A 23,486-nucleotide genomic window follows, 5' to 3' on the forward strand; every position below is an offset into this window, starting at 1 on the left:
GATTTCAGCCAATTCTGCCAGGAAGATTTTCACGCAACAGCCAAACCGAAATGTCTAAAGGGCTTTGGCTGAGTTTGCCGGATAGTCTTGGGTGCTTGCCGTCAGGTCGCCCGCCCGGCGGGTACCTCATGTCAGGAGAAAAAAATACTGATCAACGCCCTACTGCTAGGCTATCACAAGATGTCCAGGTGAAACAGTTCGATACTCGCGCCGTCCGGCCTCGTAGTCTACTGGCCGGATCGGACTTTTCAACTCCTCTGTCGCGGCCATGCGCTTCTGGCGACGTCGATCTGGATCTGGCACCGGAACGGCGGCCATCAGCTTTCTGGTATATTCGTGCTGGGGATTGCCGAAGACGGCCACACGAGGTCCGATCTCGACGATCTCGCCAAGATACATCACCGCCACCCGGTGGCTGACGCGCTCGACGACAGCCATATCATGGGAGATGAACAGGAAGGCCAGATCGAGGCTTTGCTGCAGGTCGAGCATCAGGTTGATGACCTGCGCCTTGATCGAGACGTCGAGCGCCGAGACACTCTCATCGGCGACGATGACCTTGGGTTGAAGCGCCAGCGCCCGGGCGATACAGATGCGCTGTCGCTGGCCGCCGGAAAATTCATGCGGATAGCGGCTCGCCATGTCGGGCGTCAAGCCCACCTTCACCAGCATGTCGGCTACCACGTCGTTTGCATCTTTGGCTGTGCCCATCCTGTGCTCGAGATATGGCTCTGCAATCGCCCGGCCGACCGTCATGCGCGGATTGAGCGATGCAAACGGGTCTTGGAAAATCATCTGCATGGACTTGCGCATGTTGCGCATCTCCCGCTTGTCGAGCGCGAGCATGTCGCGGCCTTCAACGATGACGGCTCCCGAACTCGGTTCGATCAGCCGCATGATGGCGCGGCCGGTCGTTGATTTGCCGCAGCCGGACTCGCCAACCAATGACAGCGTCTCGCCAGCAAAGAGGTCGAAGGAGACGTTCTCGACGGCATGCACACGGCCGCTTAACCGTCCAAACAGCCCCGAATGGATGTCAAACCGCTTGGTCAGTCCCTTCACCTCAAGGATAGGCTTATCCTTGGCAACGGTGTCGGGCACCTCGACCTGCGTGTCTGCTTCACCCGTCGCGATGTTGACAACAGGAAAGCGCAATGGCCGCTGGCATCCCTGCATCGACCCAAGCACCGGTACGGCAGAGAGCAAAGCGCGGGTATAGGGGTGCTTTCCGCGGTGGAAGATGTCGGCTGTAGCGCCGGTCTCCACCTGTTCACCGCGATACATGACGACCGTGCGGTCAGCGATTTCGGCAACGACGCCCATGTCATGGGTAATGAAAAGCACCGACGTCCCTTCTTCGTCCTGCAGCATCTTGATGAGGTCGAGGATCTGACCCTGGATCGTCACGTCGAGTGCCGTCGTCGGTTCGTCGGCGATCAGCAGCTTCGGCTTGGAGGCAAGCGCCATTGCAATCATCGCACGCTGGCGCATGCCGCCGGAAAAGCGATGCGGATACTCGTCGAAGCGAGACGCAGCCGAAGGGATACGGACCTTTTCCATCAGCCGGATCGTCTCGGCCTTGGCCTCGGCCTTCGACATTGCCGTGTGGCAAAGCAAGGCCTCTGAGATCTGGTCGCCGATGGTGAAGAGCGGATTGAGGCTCGTCATCGGTTCCTGAAAGATCATCGAGACATCGTTTCCGCGCACCTTGCGCATCTCAGCTTCGGCTAGCGACAACAGGTCGCGACCACCCAGCATGATCTTGCCTTCGATACGGCTCGTATCGGGCTGCAAGAGACGCATGATGGAGAGCGAGGTGACACTTTTTCCCGAGCCGCTCTCGCCGACGATCGCGACAGTCTCTCCCGGCCCCACAGAGAAGGAAACGTCGCGTACGACGGGCTTCCACTTGCCATCCACCAGAAACGAGGTGGTGAGGTTCTGGACGGACAAAACCGGATCGGCGGACCGGGCTGTGTTTGTCTTTGCGGCGCTCATGGTCGTCTCCTTCCTTTTGTCGTTTCCCGCCTGGTGACGCTTAGTCCGGCCAGCGCAGCATGCTGTCAAAGCGGTGCCTGCTGCGGTTTTCGATCGGTGTGGCGATGATTTCGTTGGAGGCGCGCGCCTTGTCGAGCTCTTCTGTCAGGCGGGCCGCGACGATCTTTTCCTGACCCGGATGGAGGTTGCACGGATCGAGGTAGAAATAGTGATGCTCCACCTCGTGGTCACGCACGATAACCGGCGGATTGCCGCGGCTGAGCGCTGCGGCGAGATCCCAGGCGGTGATATGCGCTTCTTGCGGCGAGACAATCACCCGCATGCGCTCGAGCGGGTTGTTGGTCGGGTCCGGCTCGATCAGCGCCGTAATGCCCGGGCGCTCGCCCAGCGTTTCCTTCCACAGATGAAGATAGCCGGTCTCGCGCTCGCGCATCCCCGCATGGTCTCGCTTTTCCCAGGCTTCCAGCGCCGCCATGGTGCCATAGACGCTTTCCTTGCCGACCTTCATGCCGCGCCCGATCCCCATGTTCTGCAGGAAGGCGCTTCGCACCAGCTCTTTCTTGCCCGCAACGATGCCCGAGGTCGGACCGCCAAGGAACTTGTGGCCCGAATAAAGCGCGACATCGGCTCCTTGCGCCAAGAACAGCCTGAGATCGTATTCGGAGGCCGCGTCGACGATGACCGGAACGCCCTTGGCATGGGCGATTTCGACGAATTCGGTAAGATGCAGCAGGCCATAGTCGACCACGTGATGGGACACGACATAGACGGCGGCTGCCGTCTTGTCGCCAATGGCGTTTTCCATGTGGAAACGATGCGTCGACGTTGCCTGTCCGATCAGCATGACTTTGCCGCCGGCAAGCCGGACCGCCTGATCCACCGGCGCGCCATAGCTGACCACATGCCCCATTTGCACAATGACTTCGTTCTTCTCTGGGGTCGTATCCGGCAGCTTCTCGATGGCAAGCAGGTTGTTGCCGGTGATGGCACCGGCGACAGCAAGGCTGATGCCGGCGGAGCAGGATGCCGTGACAAAGCCGGCTTCACCACCGGTCAGCCGCGCTATCACGTTGCTTGCCTTGCGCTGCAGGTCGTTGATCTCGACGAATTGCGGCAGGATCGCTTCCATCGCCTGGATCGCTTCGGGAACAACGATGGAGGCGCCGAGGCTCGTCATCGTGCCGGACACGTTGATGACCGGGCGCAGGCCGATCTTGGTGCGGATATCATCGGACATTCTATCTCTCCAAAGTGACGGCCGGCTGCGAATTGCCATCGACAGCTATGCCATAGTAATGTAATAGCTTCTCGAACTCAGACGAGGAGCGTTGAATTGGACACAAAGACTTCATCCGCAACACCCCTCAAAGAGGCCGTGTCGGTTAGCGGCGCCGAGGCCAAGGGCGCGCGCCGCTCTCGCGTCAGCGGCATTGATCGTGCCTTGCAGGTAATTGATTATCTTTACGAAACCGGCTTGCCTGCGGGTGCGTACGCAATCGCTAAGGCCGTCCGGGCACCGCTTTCCACCATCTATGTCATCATCGACGATCTGGTCGAAAAGAACATGCTTGCCCGCAATTCGGATGGGTCCATCTGGCTGGGATCTCGTCTTTACCACTACGGTCTCGCTTATGCCCGGTCGCTGGATTTCATGAGCGTCGCCACCCATGAGATGCACGATCTCTGCCGGCAGGTCGGGGAAACGGTGCAGGTTTGCGGGCGCGACGGCGACTACATGCTGGTGCTTGCCATGGCGGACGGGCCAAGCCATTTCCAGGTCGCTTCGCGCGTTGGCACCCGCGTGCCGTTGAACTGGACCGCATCCGGCAGGCTCCTCGTCGGCCATCTGACCGAGAGCGAGCGCATTGAGCTGTTCAAGCGTTGCGCCCGAACGTCGCCGACCGGACGCGCTTTGATCGACGCGCGCACCCTTTCCGACGCGGCTGGGAAAGCGTTCGCGCAGAGGTTGTCGATCCAGGTCGCCGAGTCGGACTACGCGGTTGCCTGCATCGCGTCGCCGGTTTGCGACCGCGACGGCCAGTGCGTTGCCACCATTTCGATCGTGCTGCCGGAACAAAAGGTGCTTTCCGACGAGCACCACTACACCGAACATGTGCGGATGTCGGCGCAGCGGATCGAGACGCTGATGGGATGGCGCAACCACTGACCTGGCCCTCCTCAATCGTTGAGCGAGACGATCGCCTCGATCTCGACGGTGATGTTGCCGGGCAGGGAACCGAGGCCGACGGCGGAGCGGGCATGTTGCCCGGCCTCGCCGAAAACCTCGATAAAGAGGTCGGAGCATCCGTTGATGACGCTCGGATGATTTTCGAAGTGCGGGACGGCATTGACCATGCCGAGCAGCTTGACCACGCGCTTCACGCGGGCGAGGTCGCCAACGGCGTCATGCATGACCGCAAGCAGGTTGATGCCAGTGAGCCGCGCATGCTGATAGGCCTCTTCGATGCTGACATCGCTGCCGACCTTGCCGGAATGGAGATGGCCGTCAGCTTCGCGCGGGCCTTGGCCGGATAGATAAAGAACGTTGCCCTCGCGCACATGGGTAAGAAAATTGGCGATGGGCGCCGGCGCCGGTGGCAATGTAATGCCGAGCGCGGACAGACGCTCATAGGGTGTTTGCACCGCTGCCGCGGCCTTTGCTGGGGACGTATTCACGTCTGCTCCTATCATGCTGTTTTAGTCATGCCGGTCACCGCCACGAATACCCGTGGCTGTGACGGACGAGCTTGCGGGCGCGCGGTATGTAACGGCTGGCCGTGATCGCCTCCGATCCGATAACCGCATAGCGCGGTTCGAAGAGCTTGTGCAGGCGAGAGACGTCGCCGTTGGAATCGGTGGCCTCGAGATCGGCATCGACGAGGTCGAAGATGGTGAAATCTGCCCGTTCGCCAACCGTCAGGCGCTTCTCCATCGACAGCTTGATGACGGAGGCCGGCGCATGCGTGACGGCCTCCACGACCTTGTCGAACGGCATGCCGACCGATAGCAGCTTCGACATCGTCGTCGCCAGGTCCCAGACCGGGAAGTTCATCGAATGGCCGTGAAGATCGGTCGAAATGGAGAACGGCAGAAGACCGCGCGCAATGGCTGCCTCGGCTACCTTGAAGGAGAAGGACGCGCCGCCGTGGCCGATATCAAGACGGATGCCCTCGGAGGCGCAACGCTCGGCAAGATTGAAGAGGTCCTGGTCTTCGATGATGCTCGAACCGGCCTTGCCGTTGAAACAATGGGTGACGACATCGCCCGGGCCGAGGATCTCGAGCACCTCATCATAGAGTGCCGGCGGTTCGCCGACATGCACCATCATCGGCACTTTCAGGATCTTGGCGATCTTCTTGCCGAGCTTTACCGGAGTGACGCCCCAGGAGCCGGTGATGACATGGCTCGCACGCACCTTAAGGCCAACAATGTGTTGGCTGTTTTGTGCATAGCATTCGAGGATACGATCGAGATCGATGTCGCGAATGTCGCGCAGTTCGGCGACGCGGTTGCAGGCGACGAGGCCGATCGAGCCGAGGTTCAGGAAGGCTTTGATGCGCTCTCTCGACGGCTCGATGATGTATTCGCGGAAGCCATGGAAGTTGGCTTCCCCGGCGGAGCCCGCATCAACCAGCGTCGTGACGCCCCGCTCGGCGCCGCATTCCGACGGACGGATGGAGATATCCGTGCCGCCGTGCCAGATATGCACGTGAAGGTCGACCCAGCCCGGCGAGATCCAGGCGCCCCTTGCGTCGATGCGCTCGGCGTCGCCAGGGCTGGCCAGGGAAGGACCGATTGCGGCAATCTTGCCGTCGGCGCCGACGAGGATGTCGATCGCGCCAAAAGGCTCTGCAGCGCCAAACGCCGTCGGCTTCACATTGGTGAGGAGGAGCGGTTTGCCCGCTTTTTCACCGGTCATTCTAGAGGTCCTTTCGAAGTCTTGGATCGAGCATGTCCCTGAGACCGTCGCCGACCATTTGCAGCGACAGCACGGAGAAGATGATGGCAAAGCCCGGGAAATAGGTCATCCAGTCGGCCTGGCCGATATATTGGCGTCCGGCTGCGATCATGGTTCCCCAGGTCGGGATTTCGGGGCTGACGCCGAGGCCGAGGAAGGAAAGTCCGGCTTCGGCAAGCATGGCGCTGGCAAACAGGAAGGTGCCCTGCACAAGGATCGGCGACAACAGATTGCGCAGCACGTGCCGCGTCATGATGTGGAAGGTGGAAATGCCGAGTGCCTGCGCCGCCTCGACGTAGGGCAATTCGCGGATCACCAGCGTCGAGGCGCGAACGATGCGCGCCAGCCGAGGCGAGTAGACAATTGAGAGCGCAACGATGACCGTTGTGAGCGACGGTCCAAGCGCTGCGACCAGCGCGATCGCCAGGAGAATGTCAGGAAAGGCCATCATCGCGTCGATCAGCCGGGCAATCGGCGTGTCGAGCTTCTGAAAGAAGCCGGCAAGCAAGCCGAGCGTCACGCCAATCAATGCGGAGAGCACGACGACGGCAGCGCCCACCAGCAGTGAGAGCCGCCCGGCATAGATGGTGCGTGAGAACACATCACGGCCGAATTCGTCGGTGCCGAACCAGAACAGTTCACTCGGCGGCTTGAGCCGGTTGACGATCGATAGCTTCGATGGCGAATACGGCGCGATCCAGGGCGCGAGGGCTGCCAACAGCACAAAGATGACCAACACGATCACGCCGGCGGCGACTGTCTTGCGTTTCAGCAGGCGGCGAAGAAATTTGCTGCGCTCGCTGGCGGCGGGTTTATCGGTGGTGGTTACGATATCGGCCATCAGTAGCGCACCCTTGGATCGACCAGCAGATAGAGCATGTCGATCGCGAAATTGATGAGGACATAGAGGCCGGCAATGACGAGCAATGCGCCTTGGATGACGGGATAGTCGCGTCGCAGTACGGCAGAGACGACGAGATTGCCGACGCCTGGGAGGCCAAACACGGTTTCCGTTACGACGGCGCCGGAGATCAGCACGGCAGCGGTCAGGCCGATGACCGTCAGGATAGGGATCAGCGCGTTTTTCAGGGCATGCTTGAGGACGACCCGGCGCTCGACAAGCCCTTTGGCGCGTGCCGTGCGAATGTAGTCGTCGCCGAGCACGTCAAGCATCGAGGCACGGGTAAAGCGTAGGATCAGTGCCGAGGAAACGAGGCCGAGCGCAACGGCAGGCAATGTCAGGTGTTGCATGCGCTCAAAGAAGGAAGCGCCAGGCCCGCCATAGCCCGAGACGGGAAATATGTTCAGCCGTACGGCGAAGAATTGCATGAGAATGAGGCCGAGCCAAAAGCTTGGGATGCTGGCCGCCAGCATGGCGATTGTCGTCGACATCTGATCGATGAACGACCCGCGCCTATAGGCAGCATAAATGCCGATCGGCAGTGCGATGACGCTGGCAATCAGCAGCGAGAAGATTGTCAGGAAGACGGTAGGCTCCGCGCGCTCGAGAAGCGCTGACGTCACCGGCATATTAAGGAAGATCGACTGGCCGAGATCGCCTCTCAGCAGTTGTCCAATATAAAAGAAGTACTGGACGACGATCGACTGGTCGAGGCCGAGGCGGGCGCGCAGTTCAGCAACGTCCTGTGCCGTCGCATCGGGACCGAGCATGACGGCGGCAGGATCGCCCGGCGTCACGCGAACGATCACGAAGACAATCGTAACGACGAGGAACATCACCACGATCATGCCGAGAAGGCGCTGGAGGATGTAGCGTATCATGGAAAGCGGCTCCTGTATCCACACAGGGCGAAATCATGGACGGATGCCGGCCTCAAACCGGCAACCGCAGTGCTCGCACTCACTTCTTGATCGACGCGTTCCAGAAATATGGCCAGGGGGCGGGATCAACGCCCTTAAGTTTCGTCGAGATGGCCGAAACGGCGTTGAAATCGCCGATCTTCATGAACGGCACTTCGTCATACATGGCCTGCTGGACGTTGGCCCAGAGCTCGATGCGCTTCTTTGGATCAACCTCGGTGGTGAAGGCATCGACGACGCTCTTGCGCTCGGGCGTGTCCCACCATCCCGGCGAACTGGGAGACAAGGAGCCGATCAGTGCTGGTTCTGGCAGGAACGGACTGTGGCTGATGTAGATGTCCCAGAGCGCCTTGTCGGTGCGGCGCTGCGTCAGCGTTGCCCAGTCGACCACCTGCAGGTCGACCGTGAAGCCGGCAAGCTTGAGGTATTCGGCCGCGACCTGGGCCATCTTATAATGGAATTCGTACTGGCGGCTCGTCAGGATGCGGATTGGCTCACCGTTGTAGCCGGCCTTTTTGGCAGTTGTGGCCGCCCCTTCCGGATCCGCAATATTGTAGTTGCCAGCCACGCCTGCATTCGTGCTCCAGGCGAAGTTGCGCGGGTAGATGTTGCCGTCAGGTGCGTAGAAATCCGTGCCACCGAAGGCGGCGGCCATCATGTCTTCCATGCTGAGCGCCTGACGGATCGCCTTGCGCATCGCGACGTTCTTGGTGAGACCCGCGGCCGTATTGAAGACGAAGACCGGATAGCCGAACGGTTTCAGGACGAGCGGCTGCGTCGCCGTTGACGACTTGAGCTTGTCATAGGATTCAACCGGCAGCGAGTCGACGTAGTCGTATTGGCCGGAAACCGCCGCCTCGACGCGGGTGTTTGCGTCTGGCACGGGCACGAAGCGGATCTCGTCGAGATATTGATGGCGGGCGCCGCCGTAGCCATCGCTGTCGCCGGAGCGCGGCTTGTAGTCATTGAAGCGGACGAGCTGGATATATTGGTCTGCCTTGCGTTCCTTCAGCATATAGGGGCCGGTGCCGATGAAGTCGGTCATCGTATCGGCCTGCTTTTCGGCCGGAATGATGATCGCGGCGGAGTTGTTAAAGGCAAGCAGCGAGGCCAGCGGCGCGTAGGGCTGCTTCAGCTTGATGACGACCGTCGCCGGATCGCCAGCCGCGATCGACAAGATGAAGGCGCCCGCTTGCTTGCCGCGCGAGGCAAGCTTGACCCACCTGTTGAGGGACGCAACGACATCCTCCGAGGTCATGTCGCTGCCGTCGTGGAACTTGATACCGGTGCGAAGCTTGATCGTATAGGTCTTGCCGTCGGCGCTAACGTCGGGAAGGCTTTCAGCCAAAAGCGGCGTCACCGCCCACTTCTTGTCGAACGTGTAGAGCGTTTCGAAGATATGCTGCGTGACGATGCCGACGAGGTCGGCCGTCGACGTCATCGGATCGAGCGTCGGTGGCTCGCCGATGGTTGCGACATTGATCACGCCGCCCTTTTCTTGTGCCAGCAGATAGGATGGTGTTGCGACCAACGCGGTGGCGACAAGGAATGCGAGTTTCATTCTCATGCTTTTCTCCCGGTTTTTGTTCCACAATTATGTTATATGCGCTTTTATAAAAGAATACATGGAGCGCCGCCGGTGTCAATGGCAGGGCACCGCACGAAAAAATGCCGCTGCCCCAAATCGGCTCCTAGGTATCCAAGCCTCATGACGTCGCTGATGAATTGGCTGACGTTGCGTTGGTCGCCGCGATGGCTGAAGCAGCGGCCGCCTTAGCTCGACTTTGTACAAAATCGGTGGTGATTTCGGGGGCATCTGAGCAGCCCTGGGTGAATCAATTCGCCGCAGGGTCCCGGCCTTGCGCCATTCGTTTGATCGGATTCGAACGAATGGATGAGCGAACAACATGATTGTAGCCGTGAGCCGGGAGACGCGGTCCCCCACATCCTTCGCAAATGGCTGTCGCCGTTTCGTTTCTGGTTTACCGCGCCAAGCTGGGAGCATCTGCTGGTCCTGGTGATGGGTGCGCTCCTTTCGCCTGGCAAGCGAACGGTGACGGCCTGCCTGCGCATCACCGGACGCGCGGAGGTAAGTAATTTTGCCGCCTATCATCAACTCCTCAACCGAGCCCGCTGGAACCCTCGCACGTTGGCGGCCCGTCTGCTGTCCATCATTGTTGCCCGGCTCGTGCCCGAGGGCCCTGTCGTGATTGGCATGGATGATACAATCGAACGGCGTTGGGGCCAACGCATCGCCGCGCGTGGAATTTATCGTGACCCGGTGCGCTCCAGCCATGGCCACTTTGTCAAAGCCAGCGGCTTGAGATGGTTGAGCTTCATGGTTCTTTCACCTGTCCCATGGGCAAAATGTATTAAAGCCCTGCCGGTGCTGACGATCCTGTGTCCCTCTGAGCGCCATGATCAGAAGAAGGGCCGAAAGCACAAGCTGCTGACTGATTGGGCAAGGCAAGGCGTCTTGCAGCTTTGCCGCTGGCTGCCGGGCCGCGAAATCATCTTTGTCGGCGATAGCAGCTTTGCCGTTCATACACTGGCTGCGGCTCTTCCCGACACGGCCACTCTCATCACGCGGTTGCGTCTGGATGCCAGTCTCTTTGCTCCACCAGATCAACGGCACGAACATACGCTCGGGCGACCGGCGCAAAAAGGCAGGCCATTGCCGAAACTGAAAACGCTCCTCAAAGACGCAAAGACCGAGTGGCAGCGCATCGTCGCATCGTCCTGGTACGGCAAGCAAACCGACAAAACCCTTGATGTCACATCAGGAACCGGCCTCTGGTATCGGCGTGGAACGCCCCCAAGACCAATTCGCTGGGTTCTCGTTCGCGATCCATCAGGCCGTCGTGAACCCCAGGCGTTCATGAGCACCAACGTCAACCTTGAGCCCGCTCAGATCATTGCCTATTTCGTTCGGCGCTGGCAGATCGAGGTCACCTTCGCCGAAACGCGAGCGCATCTTGGCGTGGAAACCCAACGGCAGTGGAACGACAAAGCCATCATGCGCACGACCCCGTCGCTGCTGGCGCTCTACAGCCTCGTCACACTCTGGGCATGCGATCTGCTCGGTCATGGCGTCCTTCCCTATGCCGCCGCCTGGTACAAGAAAACAGAGTTCACCTTCTCCGATGCCATCGGTGCGGTTCGCATGATCCTGTGGGATCAGGATATTTATCGACAGCACCCGCCAGACCCGGACATTCCTGAAACTCAACCAAGCCGCCTCAAGCGGATGACACAAGCACTTTGCTTCGCTGCATAATGTACAAAGTCGAGCTGAGATGGCGTCCATATAAACTTTGTCTGCCCCCATCACCGCAAATCGCATGGTAGTTCTCGATCGAGAATGAAGACCCGTCGTCGGAGGATGACTTCCTGCACGGGCTAGCGAGCGATGTCGGTGTCAGGATATGAATCTGGAAAAGATCAAAAAACTGATTGAATTTGTCGGGCGATCGTCCGTTTCCGAACTCAACGTCACGGAAGGCGGCGCAACAGTTCGGATCACTAAGAGCGTCGCGCGCCGTGTCGAGTTCGCTGATGCCGCGCCTGCAGCAAAGGCTCCCGAACAAACCATCGGGTCAGTCCCTGCGGGGCAAGATCAGCCCGCAGACGGCACCGGTCATGTCGTTCGAGCTCCGTCGGCTGGTGTCTTTCACCGTGGCCCCGACCCGTTGTCCTCGCCTCTTGTCGAGGTCGGCATGCTCGTCGAAAAGGGACAGGGCCTCTGCATCATCGAGGCAATGAAGGTTTTCAATACCATCCCGGCAACACATGCCGGTGAGATCACCAAGATCGTCGTCGCCGATGGGGACGATGTCGATGTCGGCCAGGCCCTATTCGAGATCAGGTAATATGAGCGCAGTTGCTAGTCTCAAAGCTCCGTTTTTTGACTCCGTGTTGATCGCCAACCGTGGGGAGATCGCGCTGCGCATCCAACGCGCATGTCGCCAGCTTGGTCTTCGATCAATCATGGTCTGTTCAGAAGCCGATCGTGACGCACCGTACCGTGAAACCGCCGACGAATTCGTCTGCATTGGCCCGAGCCCCGCTGCTCAGAGCTACCTCAATCGGGATGCAGTGCTGGCAGCGGCAGTCACGACGGGCGCCGGCGCAATTCATCCGGGCTATGGCTTCCTGTCGGAAAACGCGGCGTTTGCAGACGCCGTGGAAGCGTTGGGACTAACCTTTATCGGGCCGCGAGCGAGCGAAATTCGAATGATGGGCGACAAGATCGCCGCCAAGCAGGCCATGATGGCCGCGGGCGTCCCCTGTGTACCCGGTCCAGACACCGCCCTTAGCGAAGACCTAGCCGAGGTCGCGAACGTTGCTGAAACAATTGGTTATCCGGTTATTGTCAAAGCGGCCGGCGGCGGTGGCGGGCGTGGGATGCGCGTCGTTTCCTCGGCCCATGAGCTTGCCGGCGCGGTCATCGTGACACGCGAGGAAGCACGGCGCGCCTTCGGCAAGCCAGAGCTTTATATCGAAAAGTTCCTGCAGCATCCCAGACACGTGGAAATCCAGGTCCTCTGCGACAATTATGGCCAGGGAATTTGGCTTGGCGCTCGCGACTGCTCGATGCAGCGTCGCCATCAGAAAGTGATCGAAGAGGCTCCGGCCCCGTCAATACCGGCTGATGTGGTTGCAAGAATTGGAGATCGGTGCGTTGCCGCCTGCAAGCAGATTGGCTATCGCGGCGTTGGAACCTTCGAGTTCCTCTATGAAGACAATGAATTCTATTTCATCGAAATGAATACGCGCCTTCAGGTCGAGCATCCCGTCACCGAGATGACATCAGGCATAGATATCGTGCGTGAGCAATTGCGCGTGGCACAGGGATACCAATTGGAGCTGTCCCAGGCCGATGTTGGCTGTTTTGGCCACTCACTCGAATGCCGCATCAATGCCGAAGATCCATTCACATTCGCGGCCTCGCCGGGGCTCATTTCGGCGATTTCCTTACCGGGCGGACCAGGTGTTCGCGTCGATACGCATGTCGGGCCCGGATACAAGGTGCCACCACAATACGATTCCATGATCGCGAAACTCATTGTGCATGCGCCGACAAGAGACCAGGCGATCACCCGCATGCGCGTTGCGTTGTCGGAGATGCGGGTTGAGGGCATTGCCACGAACATCGCCTTGCACCGTGCGATCTTTGAGGACCCTTCATTTTGCAGGGGCGGAACTGACATTCACCATTTGGAAAAATGGCTTGCCGAACGGAGGGCAGCCTCGTGAAGTCGCGCGTTAAACAGTGCAGAATTCCTATCTTCAGCGAACTGGAGACGCTGGAAAGCATCTCGGAATGCCTGGCGATAAACGGTGTCGAGACGATCGAAATCACCACACTCGATGGCTCGGTGCGGATTACGTCGTCAGGCGGCATCCGAAAACACCAAGAGCAAGCAGCCGGGCCGGCCACGCCAGCGCTTCTTTCGCAGACAGTGATCGCGCGCGCGCCGATCGCTGGTGTCTTTCTTCCCGCCCACCCAGACCACACGGCCAACGAGATCAGCAGCGGCGATAGTGTCGAGGCGGGTCAGCTTGTCGGCTTCGTTCGGGTTGGTCCCGTTCTCGTTGCCGTCCGGGCCGAGGGACGTGCAGAGGTCGCGAAGCTTGACCAAAATGGCGGCAGCCTCGTTGGTTACGGCGACGTTTTGATTTGCCACAGGGGGGCATAGTTTGAGTGTCAAAACCGTACAGTTGTCGGCGCCTGCGACCCGGTCGCCCAGCCAGCGCCCGCCCAAGATCTCATGTATTGGCACACGCAGCTATTTGATCGAAGCGCCAGGCGATTTCGATCTCGCCGCGCAACGCAGGATATGGGCTCTCAGCAAAGCCCTGGCTAACAGCGAGGATTATGCCGAGCTCATACCCGGCATGACCAATCTCCTGGTCGTGCTCAAGAACACTCCGTCCGATCCAGCGCTCGTTGTTCAACGCCTCACGGATCAATGGGACTGCGCCGGTGAACTCGACCTGGTGGGCAAGACCATTGAGATTCCGACCATCTACGGCGGCGAACACGCAATCGATCTTCCTGCGCTTTGCGGCTATTGCGGGCTTTCCGCCAAGGAGATCGTCACGCTCCACGCGCAGCCGATCTACACCGTCTTTTCCGTGGGAAGTGCCCCGGGGTTCGGATACCTGCATGGCCTTGATCCGCGCATCTGCATGCCCCGCAAATCCGTGCCTTCGCTGAAGATGCTCAAAGGGATGGTCACGATTGGCGGGATGCAGACCGGGGTTGCTGTTCTCACCGGCCCGAACGGCTGGAATTCGATCGGTTTTGCCGACATTACCGTCTTCGACCCGATGGCGGAATCTCCGGCAATCATGGCGCCCGGCGATCGTGTTCGCTTTGTTCCGGAAAGGATCGAGCTGTGATCAACGTTCTCACAACAGGCCCGTTGAACACCGTTCAGGATCTTGGCCGTTTTGGTTTTCGCAACATTGGCGTAACGGCAAGTGGTGCCATGGACTCGGTGGCAACCAGGATTGGGAACCTGCTCGTCGGCAATGCCGAGGATGCTGCGTCCATTGAAATCCAGACGTTTCCATTCAAGATCTCTTTCGATCGGCCGACGGTTTTTGCGATCACTGGTGCCGACTGCCGTGCAACCTTGGACGGCATCGACTTGCCACCATGGTGGGTGCAGCAAGCCAACGGCGGCCAGACATTGGAACTTTCGATGCCGTTGCGCAACGCACGTGCCTACGTGTCTTTCGCTGGCGGCATAGACGTCCCCGTCGTAATGGGCTCCCGGAGCACCTCGTTACGGGGCGCCTTCGGAGGATTTGCAGGTCGTTTCCTGCAGAACGGAGATAATATCGCCGTCGTTCCCACCGAGGTTCCTCAAATCCCGCTTGGAGGCTTTGGGGTGGTGCCCCCTGCGAAAGCCTTGGCGGAATTTTTCCCCGTCGACGAGGATGGACAACTGTTGTTGCGTGCCATCCCGGCCGGTGAACACGATCTGTTCGGTCAAGACTGCGAACGATTCTGGATCCAGGCCTGGAAGATCACGTCTCAAAGCGATCGCACCGGGTATCGCCTGTCTGGCGAGCCGTTAAAGCCCGACCGACCAATCGAGATGAGATCTCATGGGGTCGTTCCAGGCGTGGTCCAGGTACCTCCGCGAGGTGAACCCATCGTGCAGATGAGTGACGCAAACACTGCTGGCGGCTACCCCAAGATAGCCGGCGTCATCGAAGTCGACCTCTGGCGGCTCGCACAAGCGAGAATTGGAAGCCGCATACGGTTCGTGCGATCGACTGTTGAAGAGGCGCTGGCGGCCGAGCACGCGCTTGAGGCCTACCTCAACCAAGTCACGAAAATCGCTCCCGTGGTTGCCGCGGCGCTGATCAACATCACACGGCGATAGACATCAATTGCAGCGAGGACTTCAAGATGAAGATCGATTTGAACTCTGACATGGGTGAGGGGTTCGGACCATATCGGCTTTGCGATGACGAAGCGCTAATGGATGTGGTTTCTTCCGCAAACGTCGCCTGCGGATTCCATGCCGGCGATCCGAAAACAATGGCACGGATGGTTCGCCTCGCAAAGGCACGCGGTGTGGGTGTCGGTGCGCATCCGGGATTGGCTGACCGGGTTGGTTTTGGTCGCCGCGAAATCCCGACCGACGCGGACGACATGAAGCAGCAGGTGCTCTACCAGTTGGGCGCTTTGGCGTCTGTCGCGCGCGGCGAGGGGGTAAAACTGAGCCACATCAGTTTCCACGCAGCCATGGGGAGCATGATCAATCGCGATCCTGAGCTGGCGACGAGCATCATGCGAGCCATCAGGAGCGTTGACACCGACCTCATTGTCTTCGCGATGCCCGACACCGAGCTCGAGCGGGCAGCACAATCGAACGGACTGCGCACCCTGACACTCTTCCTTGCCGACCGCGCCTATGACCTGGCCGGTCAGCTTGTCAGTCGTGCCGTTGCAAACTCGGTCATCAAGGATGAAGCGAGCGTGCGCGCTCGGGTCCGCCAGTTTATGGAAACAGGCACCGTAACGACGATCGAGGGCGTTCGCTTGCCTGTTCGGGCAAGGTCGATTTTGGTGCATAGCGATACACCGGGATCGTTGGAATTGGCCAAGATCGTCAGAAGTGAAGTTGAAAGTGCGGGCGGGAGGATTGCTCCTGCAAACGAGGTCCTCGGCTAATCTCTTGTTCGCAGGCAGGCTCGCTCAGGTTTCGCCGAGGACTTGAAGCCTGAAAAACGCGTCCGCAGCCAGGCATTTCTGGATAGGCGCTCCCTTGCCGCTTCGCACACCGCCTCCATTGGTTTCCGTTATGGTGTCAAACCAATCCAGTATTGGAAACTGCCCCAGCTTTACCCCTACCTTGCACACAGTTGGGGGCCGCACGGCAAACGGCAATTTACGCGCCGCCTCCCCGTTTTTTTGCGCAGTGGTCTCGAAATTTTGGTAACGACAAAGGATTGAAGAAATGCCAGCCATAGCCGATCGCCTCCAGAACGTGACAGTGTCTGCGTCGGTCGCGATGACACAACGTGCTCGTGATCTCGCTACAAAGGGAACCAAGGTCATCGGTCTTTCGTCCGGCGAACCCGACTTTCCAACGCCGGCGCACGCTATCAGGGCGGCGCATGCAGCTGCGTTGGCAGGTGATACGAAATATCCACCGGTCGATGGGACGCCGGCACTTAAGGCCGCCATCCAGCGAAAGTTCAAACGCGAGAACAATCTGCACTATGATTTGGACCAGATCCTTGTCGGCAACGGTGGAAAACAGGTGATCTTCAATGCAATCCTCGCCACCTGCAATCCGGGTGACGAGATCGTCATTCCTTCACCATCCTGGATAAGTTACGCCGACATCGCAAAATTTGCCGGCGCAGTGCCCGTACCGGTCAACTGCCCACAGAACATCGGCTTCAAGATAAGTCCCGAAGACCTCGAAGCTGCAATTACCCCCCGCACCAAGTGGCTGCTGCTCAACTTCCCCAACAACCCAACGGGAGCTGCGTGTTCTCGCGAAGAAATGAAGGCCATCGCAGACGTAATGCTGCGCTATCCGCACGTCTGGATCATGACAGACGATATGTACGAGCATCTCATCTATGATGACTTTGAGTTCTGCACGATCGCCGAGGTAGAGCCTCGCCTGTACGACCGCGTCTTGACAGTTAACGGCGCATCAAAGGCGTACGCAATGACCGGCTGGCGTCTGGGATATTGCGGTGGGCCACGTGATCTGATGAAGGCCATCAGCAACGTCAACACGCAAAACACGGCAGGCGTCTCGACGATCACCCAGGCTGCAGGGGTTGCCGTCTTGGATGGCCCCCAGGATATCCTGAAGGAGCGTGCATCCATCTATAAGAAGCGGCGCGACTTTGTGCTGGCCCGCTTGGCAGAAATACCCGGTGTGCTGGCACACAAGCCCGAGGGTGCGTTCTATATTTTTCCGAACATCGCTGGCCTTATTGGAAAAACAACCAAGGGCGGCCGGCTGATCAACAACGATACCGACTTTGTGATGGCGCTTATTGAGGAGCAACACGTTGCGACCGTGCAAGGGGCGGCCTACGGCATGAGCCCGTTCTTCAGGCTGTCTTATGCAACAAGCTTGGAGGCACTTGGTGAAGGTTGCACCCGCATCGCCGAATTCTGCTCGTCGATGACGTAAATGCGTCAAAGCAGGTCAAAGAGAAGGATTTGGGCGGCAGCAATGTTGCCCGAATTCCCTTAGGAGGGAAGCTCGACTGTCTTGAGGGTTTCGGTGAGCTCAACGAGCAACTGAGTGATCGCCAGCGCCGGTTCCGACAGCGGCGTTGTGTCGGAGAGGCAGAGCGAAAGCGTTTCTTCAATCTTCGGGCTGGAAAGGCGCCGAACTACCATCGGTTGCGTCGCCTCGGCCACAATGCGATTTGCGATCGCCTTTGGCACGATCGTTGCGCCAAGCCCAGCGTCAACTGCACGTCCCAGGGTTCTGACGGCCTCGACTTCTGCAACAACGTTCAGGTTTGTCCTGCTCCTGCCAAATGCCACGTCGATCGCGCGTCGAACAAAGTTGTATGCAGGCGGGACGACAAAAGGAATTGTTTGCAGATTTGCGACCGCAATTGGCGGTTCCTCGCGCGAAATGCCAAGGGATTCGTTGGCAACGAAAACGAACTCCTCAGTTAACAGAGGCTGGAATTTCACGCCTTTGATTGGGCCAGCGCCGTGGATCAGAGCCATCTCCAAGCGACCATTCATGATCATCTGGCTGTACGGCTGGCTCACGCTCTCGGTGACATGCAGCAGAACCTGCGGATATCGCAGCTTCGCTTCCTCCAGCAGTTGGAGCGAAAGGGTTGCTGCGCTGCTGAACGGAGCCAGACCGACCGATACGCGACCGGACAAGATCGCTCCACCGGCACGCACATCTGCATATGCCTGGTCCATCTGGCGCAGGATGATCTGGGCATGGCGATAGAGCGCGCGACCGGCGTCGGTCAGGATTACACCCTGTTGGCTTCGTGTCAGCAGCTTTTCCTGAAAGTGATCTTCGAGAGCCGCTAACTGCTGGCTAAGTGCAGGTTGCGCGATATGCAGTATGTCTGCCGCGCGCGTGATGCTTCCCATATCAACAATGGTGATGAACGACTTGAGACGGCGAGTATCCATTTATAGCAGCTGTTCCCATTCTTGCTCGCGACCATAGGGGGAAGGCACCGAATTTGAAAGAGTTTTGAGCGCTGCAAACGCGCCCTGAAAACGTTCGCCGCAGGCCCGAATGATCGGCCTCGATGTTTGAATTGGCGCAGCCGCTCCTCGAAACGCGAATTGGCAGTTTCATATAAGCTATTGAAGTCAAAACAATAATCTTGGCAGACGGCAAAAAGGCCTTGACCTTCATAAGACAGGCTTATCCCTCCAAAGATATTCAGCATTATCGCCCGCTGAAAAGGTTCGATACCTTCCATTCAAAAGGAGCTTTCGATGTCATTTTCCGATTACGAAACTGCACTTGTTACCGGCGCGTCCTCTGGCATTGGTGCTGCGACTGTCGAACGTCTCTGCGCCGAAGGACTAGAAGTTCACGCGATTGCACGTAGGGAAGATGCGCTGAAAGAACTCGCTGATCGCACCGGCTGCATCGCTCACAAAATCGATGTTACGGACCGCGTGGCGCTTTCGGCTCTCACAACACGCGTTCAATTTGACGTCCTCGTGAACAATGCTGGCGTCGACAAGCCGAAGAAGTTCCTTGAGGCTGACGAAGGCGACATCGACCTCCTCGTCGACGTCAACCTTCGCGCTGTTTTGCATCTTTGCCGGCTGGTTGTGCCCGGTATGGTCGCCAGGGACCGCGGGCATGTCATCAATATTTCCTCGATCGCTGGCGCTTACAATTTCGGCGGCAATTCCTCATACCATGCCACCAAGGCCGGCGTGAGCATGTTGTCTAACCAACTTCGCATCGACGCGTTTGGCAAGCGCGTTCGGGTAACTGAAATCTGCCCCGGCCGCGTCGCCACTGATATCTTTGCCCATGTCCACGGTGATACGCCTGAGATCCGCGAACGGTTCCTCGACGGATTTGAACTGCCTGAGGCCAAGGACATTGCAGATGCGATCGCCTTCGTCATCGCAGCGCCTGTTGCCGTCAACATCGGACACATGGAGATAACGCCTACTCTCCAGGTGATGGGCGGGCTGCAGACGGCAAAACCAAAAACTCCGTATTCGGGGACTGAAGGCCGTGGCTAACTTCGATCTCTCCGCAATCTTGGGTAATCCCGAATACCGATGGATGTTGATCCACGGCGTTCAAATGACGTTCATCGTTGCCATCGGATCATGGCTTCTGGCAATGACGCTGGCGCTTATCCTTCTTGCCTTGCGCTACTCACCCGGGCCGATCGGGAATGCCGTCGTCACCGCCTACGTATCCTATCACCGCAACGTTCCGACCCTCGTTCAGCTGATGCTCTGGTACTTCGGCATTTTCACGCTGATGCCGGAAGCAGTCATGTATTGGCTGACCGACCACAATGCGGAGGCGATCTTTGGGGTTATCGGACTTGGGCTTTGTCAGGCAGCCTATTTTAGCGAGGATCTTCGCTCTGGCCTGCGTGCCGTCAATCCGGGGCAAATGGAAGCCGCCCGTGCTTTGGGCCATGGATACATTTCCGCGATGCGGTTTGTCATGGTGCCTCAGGGCGTCCGAAACGCACTTCCCTCGCTTATCAACCACAGCGTGTCTCTGTTCAAGAACAGCAGTTTGGCGATAGCGATCGGCGTTGCCGAGCTGACCTACGCGGTTAAAGAAATCGAGAATCTGACCTTCCGCACGTTTGAAAGCTACCTTCTCGCTTCCGTCCTGTATCTCTCATTCTCGCTGATCATCATGGGCTTTGGTGCCTACCTGACGTCGAGGGCAAGTCCGGTAAGGAGGGCACGCGTATGATCGGCGACATCATCAAGATTGTCCAAGACTACTGGCTTCTGCTTCTCATCGGCCAGTATCCGAACGGTCCGCTCGGCGGACTGGCGGCGACGATCCTGCTATCGGTGTCTGCGATCGCACTCGCTTTTCCAGTCAGTATTCTTCTGGCTCTCGCTCGACTGTCGAAGTTGCCGATCCTGAGCTTTCCCGTTACCGCGTTGGTCTATTTCACGCGCGGCGTGCCGCTCCTGATGCTCATCCTGTGGGGCTACTTCCTCGTTCCCCTTTTGACGGGGGCAAGTGTTCCCGCCTTCATGACAATGCTCGTCACGCTGGTCGTGTATCAGGGCGCATTTCTGAGCGAAGTCGTCAGAGGCGGTATCGTCGCGCTCGGGCAGGGCCAGATGGAAGCTGCTCGGGCACTTGGCCATAGCAACCTCAGCGCCATGCGTTACGTCATTCTACCGCAAGCTCTCTATAACGTTATCCCGAGCATCATCTCTGTCTTTGTTTCGACGATCAAGGATACGACGCTCGGATACGTGATCAATGTTCCCGATCTGACCTTCGCGGCAAGCCAGATCAACAATCAACTTCTGACGCAGCCGTTCCAGGTCTTCTTCATCCTCGCCGCCGTTTACTACGCCATCTGCTGGTCGCTCACGCTGGTCGCCACAATGACCGAGCGTCACATCACGCGCAAACGCGCCGGGGCCAACATACCGATCGGCGCCAACGTTCCCAAACTCGAAGCACTTACGGATCAGCCGTCATGAACACTCCTGCGCAATCCAGAAACTCGTCCATGATCCAACTCTCGGAGGTCCGGAAGAACTATGGCACGTACGAAGTCCTCAAGGGGATCAATGCTGAGGTCGGCCGAGGAGAGGTGGTCGTCATCTGCGGTCCGTCGGGGTCGGGCAAGTCGACGCTTATTCGCACGGTGAACCGGCTCGAGGAGATTCAAAGCGGCTCGATCACGTGCGAGGGCAACAATATCCACCGCCAGATGGCGGCGAGGGAACTCAACCGGCTTCGCAGCCGCATTGGCTTCGTGTTCCAAAGCTTCAACCTGTTCCCGCATCTGTCTGCGATCGACAATATCGCGATGTCGCCAATCCGGGTGAAGGGGGTCGCTCGGGAAGAAGCCTATCGCAAAGCAACCTAACTGCTTGAGCGTGTGGGGCTTGCCGACAAGGCACAGATGTTCCCCGGCCAATTGTCGGGTGGTCAACAGCAGCGCGTCGCTATCGCCAGGGCGCTGGCCATGGAGCCGCCGGTCATGCTTTTCGATGAGCCGACGAGCGCGCTCGACCCGGAGATGGTCGGGGAGGTGCTCGCCGTCATGAAGAGCCTTGCCTCTGACGGCATGACCATGATGTGCGTGACGCACGAAATGGGTTTTGCCCGCGACGTCGCCGATCGCGTCTGGTTCATCGATGACGGCCAAATCATCGAAACCGCGCCACCGGAAGACTTTTTCTCAAACCCGCAGACCGGTCGGGCAAAGCGCTTCCTGAGCGACTTGCGGCACTAATTCCAGCTCAACCACCAGAGGAGAATACAAAAATGAAAATGAGGTCAATTGCGGTAATGGCGGCTGTTACCACGGGGGCATTCGCCGGACACGCGAACGCCGACGAACTCGCTGACATCACGACGGCCAAGATCCTGCGTTGCGGAACTTTCGCCGACGTGCCCCCATTCGCGTCGCCGGACCCAAAGACCCGAGAAATGGTTGGATTTGACGTCGATCTGTGCCGTGCAATCGCGCGGGAACTCGGCGTGAATGCAGAGATCAAGCCAGTCTCGGTCGAAGCACGAGTCCCGGAAGTCAAGCTCGGTCACGTCGATATCGCCGTCGCAAACCTTGCCTATACCCTCAGCCGTGCAGAACAGATCCAGTTCAGTGATCCCTACTACCTCGCCAAGGAAATGCTGATCGTCAAGGCAAACGATCCCGGTCAGAAGAAGGCCGACTTCGAGGGCAAGCGTCTTGCATCGACGAAGGGGTCGACGTCAGAACTTGCGATCCGTAAGAACAAGTCCGATGCATTGACGTTCCAGGACACGGGGTCGGCCTATCTTGCCGTCCAGCAGGGCAAGGCGCGCGGACTTGTTGCGAACACGATGACGACCACAAAGATCGTCAATGAGTCAAAGACGAAAGGCGCAGAAATGCGCATGATCGATGAGCCGATGCTCTATCAACCGATTGGGGTTGGTATGAAGAAGGGCGAGCCGGCCCTGACAACGAAGATCAACGAGATCCTCGTCAAGCTCGACACCTCCGGCGAGATCAATCAGATCTGGGACAAGTGGCTCGGCCCTAACACCGAGTACAAGATGACTCGGAAGGACAAGGTCGTGCCGATCGGTGAACTGAAGTTCGAGCCAATCCCCTAGATTCCATGTCCCAGGAAGATGCGCGATGCGGCTCGCTAATGAACGGGCCGCATCAGCATGCCCCTCATTTATGGCCTTTGATGGCTGAAGCCCCTGATATGACAAGCTTGCAAGGCGCACACGCCCAAGGAGGAACCCAATGATCAAGCTCAAACAAAAGATCGATCGACCAACGAAAGAAGAGATTGCTGCGATCTCAAGGTTTTCACCCGCAACTTTGCACGAAGCTCAGGGGCGCAGAGGGGCGCTGTCATCGCGGTTGAAGCCCATAGACTACCGTATGAAGCTGTGCGGTCCGGCTTTCACAGTCAAGTGCGCACCGCGCGACAACATCATGCTGCAGGTGGCGATCAACTACGCTCAGCCGGGCGACATCATTGTGGTGTCGGCGGGCGAGTATGAAGAAGCAGGCTCGTTCGGAGACGTATTGGCAAATGCATGCCTGGCCAAGGGAATTGGTGGCCTCGTCACGGACACTGGCGTGCGCGACTCTCTGCAGCTTCGTGAGCTTTGCTTTCCGGTGTTTTCTCTCAGCGTCTGTATCAAGGGCACTGTAAAGGAGACTCTCGGCGCCACGAACGATCCTGTCATGGTTGGCGACGAGATCATCTATCCCGGTGATATCATTGTTGGCGACGCCGATGGGCTGGTCGTTGTCAGAAAGTCTGAAGCACGCGAAGTTGCCAAGTTGGCGCAGGCGCGCGAAGACGCGGAGGCGGGCTACATTGCCGCCTACAAATCCGGGAAGACGGTTGTCGAAGTCAGTAACCTGGAAGGTGTACTCAGGGCAAAGGGCCTCGTCGTCGAGGATTGAGCGTTCGGCCGTCAGCTCGTTCGGGCAACGGCTGCATATGACTGAGGAGAGTAGCATA

Annotated in this window: 22 protein-coding genes and 1 pseudogene; 15 read left to right on the top strand and 8 right to left on the bottom strand. The window is 58.6% G+C overall.

The window, feature by feature from the left end; genetic code table 11:
- Positions 1-165: 165 nt before the first annotated feature.
- Both LPU83_RS70670 and LPU83_RS70675 read right to left on the bottom strand, forming a co-directional pair.
- Positions 166-1,998 (bottom strand): ABC transporter ATP-binding protein, encoded by a 1,833-nt coding sequence (locus LPU83_RS70670; RefSeq protein WP_029710286.1) that lies wholly within the window; start codon positions 1,996-1,998, stop codon positions 166-168.
- A gap of 40 nt (positions 1,999-2,038) precedes the next feature.
- Positions 2,039-3,235: an aminotransferase class V-fold PLP-dependent enzyme gene (locus LPU83_RS70675; RefSeq protein WP_024317183.1), complete on the bottom strand. Its 1,197-nt coding sequence runs from the start codon at positions 3,233-3,235 to the stop codon at positions 2,039-2,041.
- A 96-nt stretch (positions 3,236-3,331) separates the two neighbouring features.
- Here LPU83_RS70675 and LPU83_RS70680 point away from each other — a divergent pair, with 96 nt between their 5' ends.
- Positions 3,332-4,165 (top strand): IclR family transcriptional regulator, encoded by an 834-nt coding sequence (locus tag LPU83_RS70680; protein ID WP_024317182.1) that lies wholly within the window; start codon positions 3,332-3,334, stop codon positions 4,163-4,165.
- Between the two features lie 11 nt (positions 4,166-4,176).
- Here LPU83_RS70680 and LPU83_RS70685 read toward each other — a convergent pair whose 3' ends face one another.
- From LPU83_RS70685 to LPU83_RS70705, 5 genes are all read right to left on the bottom strand, one after another.
- Complete coding sequence (locus tag LPU83_RS70685) at positions 4,177-4,689, bottom strand: RidA family protein (protein WP_029710285.1); 513 nt, start codon at positions 4,687-4,689, stop codon at positions 4,177-4,179.
- A 19-nt stretch (positions 4,690-4,708) separates the two neighbouring features.
- A complete protein-coding gene (locus LPU83_RS70690) occupies positions 4,709-5,917 on the bottom strand; it encodes an amidohydrolase/deacetylase family metallohydrolase (protein ID WP_024317180.1) in 1,209 nt (402 codons plus the stop codon).
- A gap of 1 nt (position 5,918) precedes the next feature.
- Complete coding sequence (locus tag LPU83_RS70695; protein WP_024317179.1) at positions 5,919-6,797, bottom strand: ABC transporter permease; 879 nt, start codon at positions 6,795-6,797, stop codon at positions 5,919-5,921.
- Positions 6,797-7,738, bottom strand: coding sequence for an ABC transporter permease (locus LPU83_RS70700; RefSeq protein WP_024317178.1), 942 nt, complete (start codon positions 7,736-7,738; stop codon positions 6,797-6,799). Before LPU83_RS70700 ends, LPU83_RS70695 begins: the two co-directional genes overlap by 1 nt.
- Before the next feature lie 79 nt (positions 7,739-7,817).
- Positions 7,818-9,344: an ABC transporter substrate-binding protein gene (locus LPU83_RS70705; protein WP_024317177.1), complete on the bottom strand. Its 1,527-nt coding sequence runs from the start codon at positions 9,342-9,344 to the stop codon at positions 7,818-7,820.
- Between the two features lie 327 nt (positions 9,345-9,671).
- Between LPU83_RS70705 and LPU83_RS70710 the strand changes: the two genes are divergently transcribed.
- The 8 genes from LPU83_RS70710 to LPU83_RS70745 all read left to right on the top strand — a co-directional run bounded on the left by LPU83_RS70710 (position 9,672) and on the right by LPU83_RS70745 (position 17,460).
- On the top strand, positions 9,672-11,054 hold the full coding sequence (locus LPU83_RS70710) for an IS701 family transposase (RefSeq protein ID WP_037068948.1): 1,383 nt from the start codon (positions 9,672-9,674) through the stop codon (positions 11,052-11,054).
- A gap of 148 nt (positions 11,055-11,202) precedes the next feature.
- Positions 11,203-11,646: an acetyl-CoA carboxylase biotin carboxyl carrier protein gene (locus tag LPU83_RS70715; protein WP_024318564.1), complete on the top strand. Its 444-nt coding sequence runs from the start codon at positions 11,203-11,205 to the stop codon at positions 11,644-11,646.
- 1 nt (position 11,647) lies between these two features.
- Positions 11,648-13,033, top strand: coding sequence for an acetyl-CoA carboxylase biotin carboxylase subunit (gene accC, locus LPU83_RS70720; RefSeq protein WP_024318563.1), 1,386 nt, complete (start codon positions 11,648-11,650; stop codon positions 13,031-13,033).
- Entirely contained in the window at positions 13,030-13,476 is a 447-nt protein-coding gene (locus tag LPU83_RS70725) for a biotin/lipoyl attachment domain-containing protein (protein WP_024318562.1), read from the top strand. The genes accC and LPU83_RS70725 overlap by 4 nt, the downstream gene beginning before the upstream one ends.
- A gap of 1 nt (position 13,477) precedes the next feature.
- Complete coding sequence (pxpB, locus tag LPU83_RS70730) at positions 13,478-14,182, top strand: 5-oxoprolinase subunit PxpB (protein ID WP_040680977.1); 705 nt, start codon at positions 13,478-13,480, stop codon at positions 14,180-14,182.
- Positions 14,179-15,177, top strand: a complete 999-nt coding sequence (locus tag LPU83_RS70735; RefSeq protein ID WP_024318560.1) for a 5-oxoprolinase subunit C family protein — start codon at positions 14,179-14,181, stop codon at positions 15,175-15,177. The genes pxpB and LPU83_RS70735 overlap by 4 nt, the downstream gene beginning before the upstream one ends.
- Before the next feature lie 26 nt (positions 15,178-15,203).
- Positions 15,204-15,971 (top strand): LamB/YcsF family protein, encoded by a 768-nt coding sequence (locus tag LPU83_RS70740; protein WP_024318559.1) that lies wholly within the window; start codon positions 15,204-15,206, stop codon positions 15,969-15,971.
- 286 nt (positions 15,972-16,257) lie between these two features.
- Positions 16,258-17,460 (top strand): pyridoxal phosphate-dependent aminotransferase, encoded by a 1,203-nt coding sequence (locus tag LPU83_RS70745; RefSeq protein ID WP_024318558.1) that lies wholly within the window; start codon positions 16,258-16,260, stop codon positions 17,458-17,460.
- A gap of 59 nt (positions 17,461-17,519) precedes the next feature.
- Here the strand turns inward: LPU83_RS70745 and LPU83_RS70750 are convergent, their stop codons facing one another.
- A complete protein-coding gene (locus LPU83_RS70750; RefSeq protein WP_024318557.1) occupies positions 17,520-18,443 on the bottom strand; it encodes a LysR substrate-binding domain-containing protein in 924 nt (307 codons plus the stop codon).
- 315 nt (positions 18,444-18,758) lie between these two features.
- On the opposite strand from LPU83_RS70750, the gene LPU83_RS70755 reads away from it, so the two are divergent.
- The 6 genes and pseudogenes from LPU83_RS70755 to LPU83_RS70780 all read left to right on the top strand — a co-directional run bounded on the left by LPU83_RS70755 (position 18,759) and on the right by LPU83_RS70780 (position 23,428).
- Positions 18,759-19,529 carry an SDR family oxidoreductase gene (locus LPU83_RS70755; protein WP_024318556.1) on the top strand — a complete coding sequence of 257 codons (771 nt, stop codon included), beginning with the start codon at positions 18,759-18,761 and terminating at the stop codon, positions 19,527-19,529.
- Complete coding sequence (locus tag LPU83_RS70760) at positions 19,522-20,229, top strand: amino acid ABC transporter permease (protein ID WP_024318555.1); 708 nt, start codon at positions 19,522-19,524, stop codon at positions 20,227-20,229. Before LPU83_RS70755 ends, LPU83_RS70760 begins: the two co-directional genes overlap by 8 nt.
- A complete protein-coding gene (locus LPU83_RS70765) occupies positions 20,226-20,984 on the top strand; it encodes an amino acid ABC transporter permease (RefSeq protein WP_040680978.1) in 759 nt (252 codons plus the stop codon). Before LPU83_RS70760 ends, LPU83_RS70765 begins: the two co-directional genes overlap by 4 nt.
- Positions 20,981-21,745, top strand: a pseudogene (locus LPU83_RS70770) (amino acid ABC transporter ATP-binding protein). Before LPU83_RS70765 ends, LPU83_RS70770 begins: the two are co-directional and overlap by 4 nt.
- Positions 21,746-21,777: 32 nt before the next feature.
- Positions 21,778-22,614: an ABC transporter substrate-binding protein gene (locus LPU83_RS70775; protein ID WP_024318554.1), complete on the top strand. Its 837-nt coding sequence runs from the start codon at positions 21,778-21,780 to the stop codon at positions 22,612-22,614.
- A 139-nt stretch (positions 22,615-22,753) separates the two neighbouring features.
- Complete coding sequence (locus tag LPU83_RS70780) at positions 22,754-23,428, top strand: 4-carboxy-4-hydroxy-2-oxoadipate aldolase/oxaloacetate decarboxylase (RefSeq protein WP_024318553.1); 675 nt, start codon at positions 22,754-22,756, stop codon at positions 23,426-23,428.
- Positions 23,429-23,486 lie beyond the last annotated feature (58 nt).

Source organism: Rhizobium favelukesii, from assembly GCF_000577275.2.
Lineage (GTDB): Bacteria > Pseudomonadota > Alphaproteobacteria > Rhizobiales > Rhizobiaceae > Rhizobium > Rhizobium favelukesii.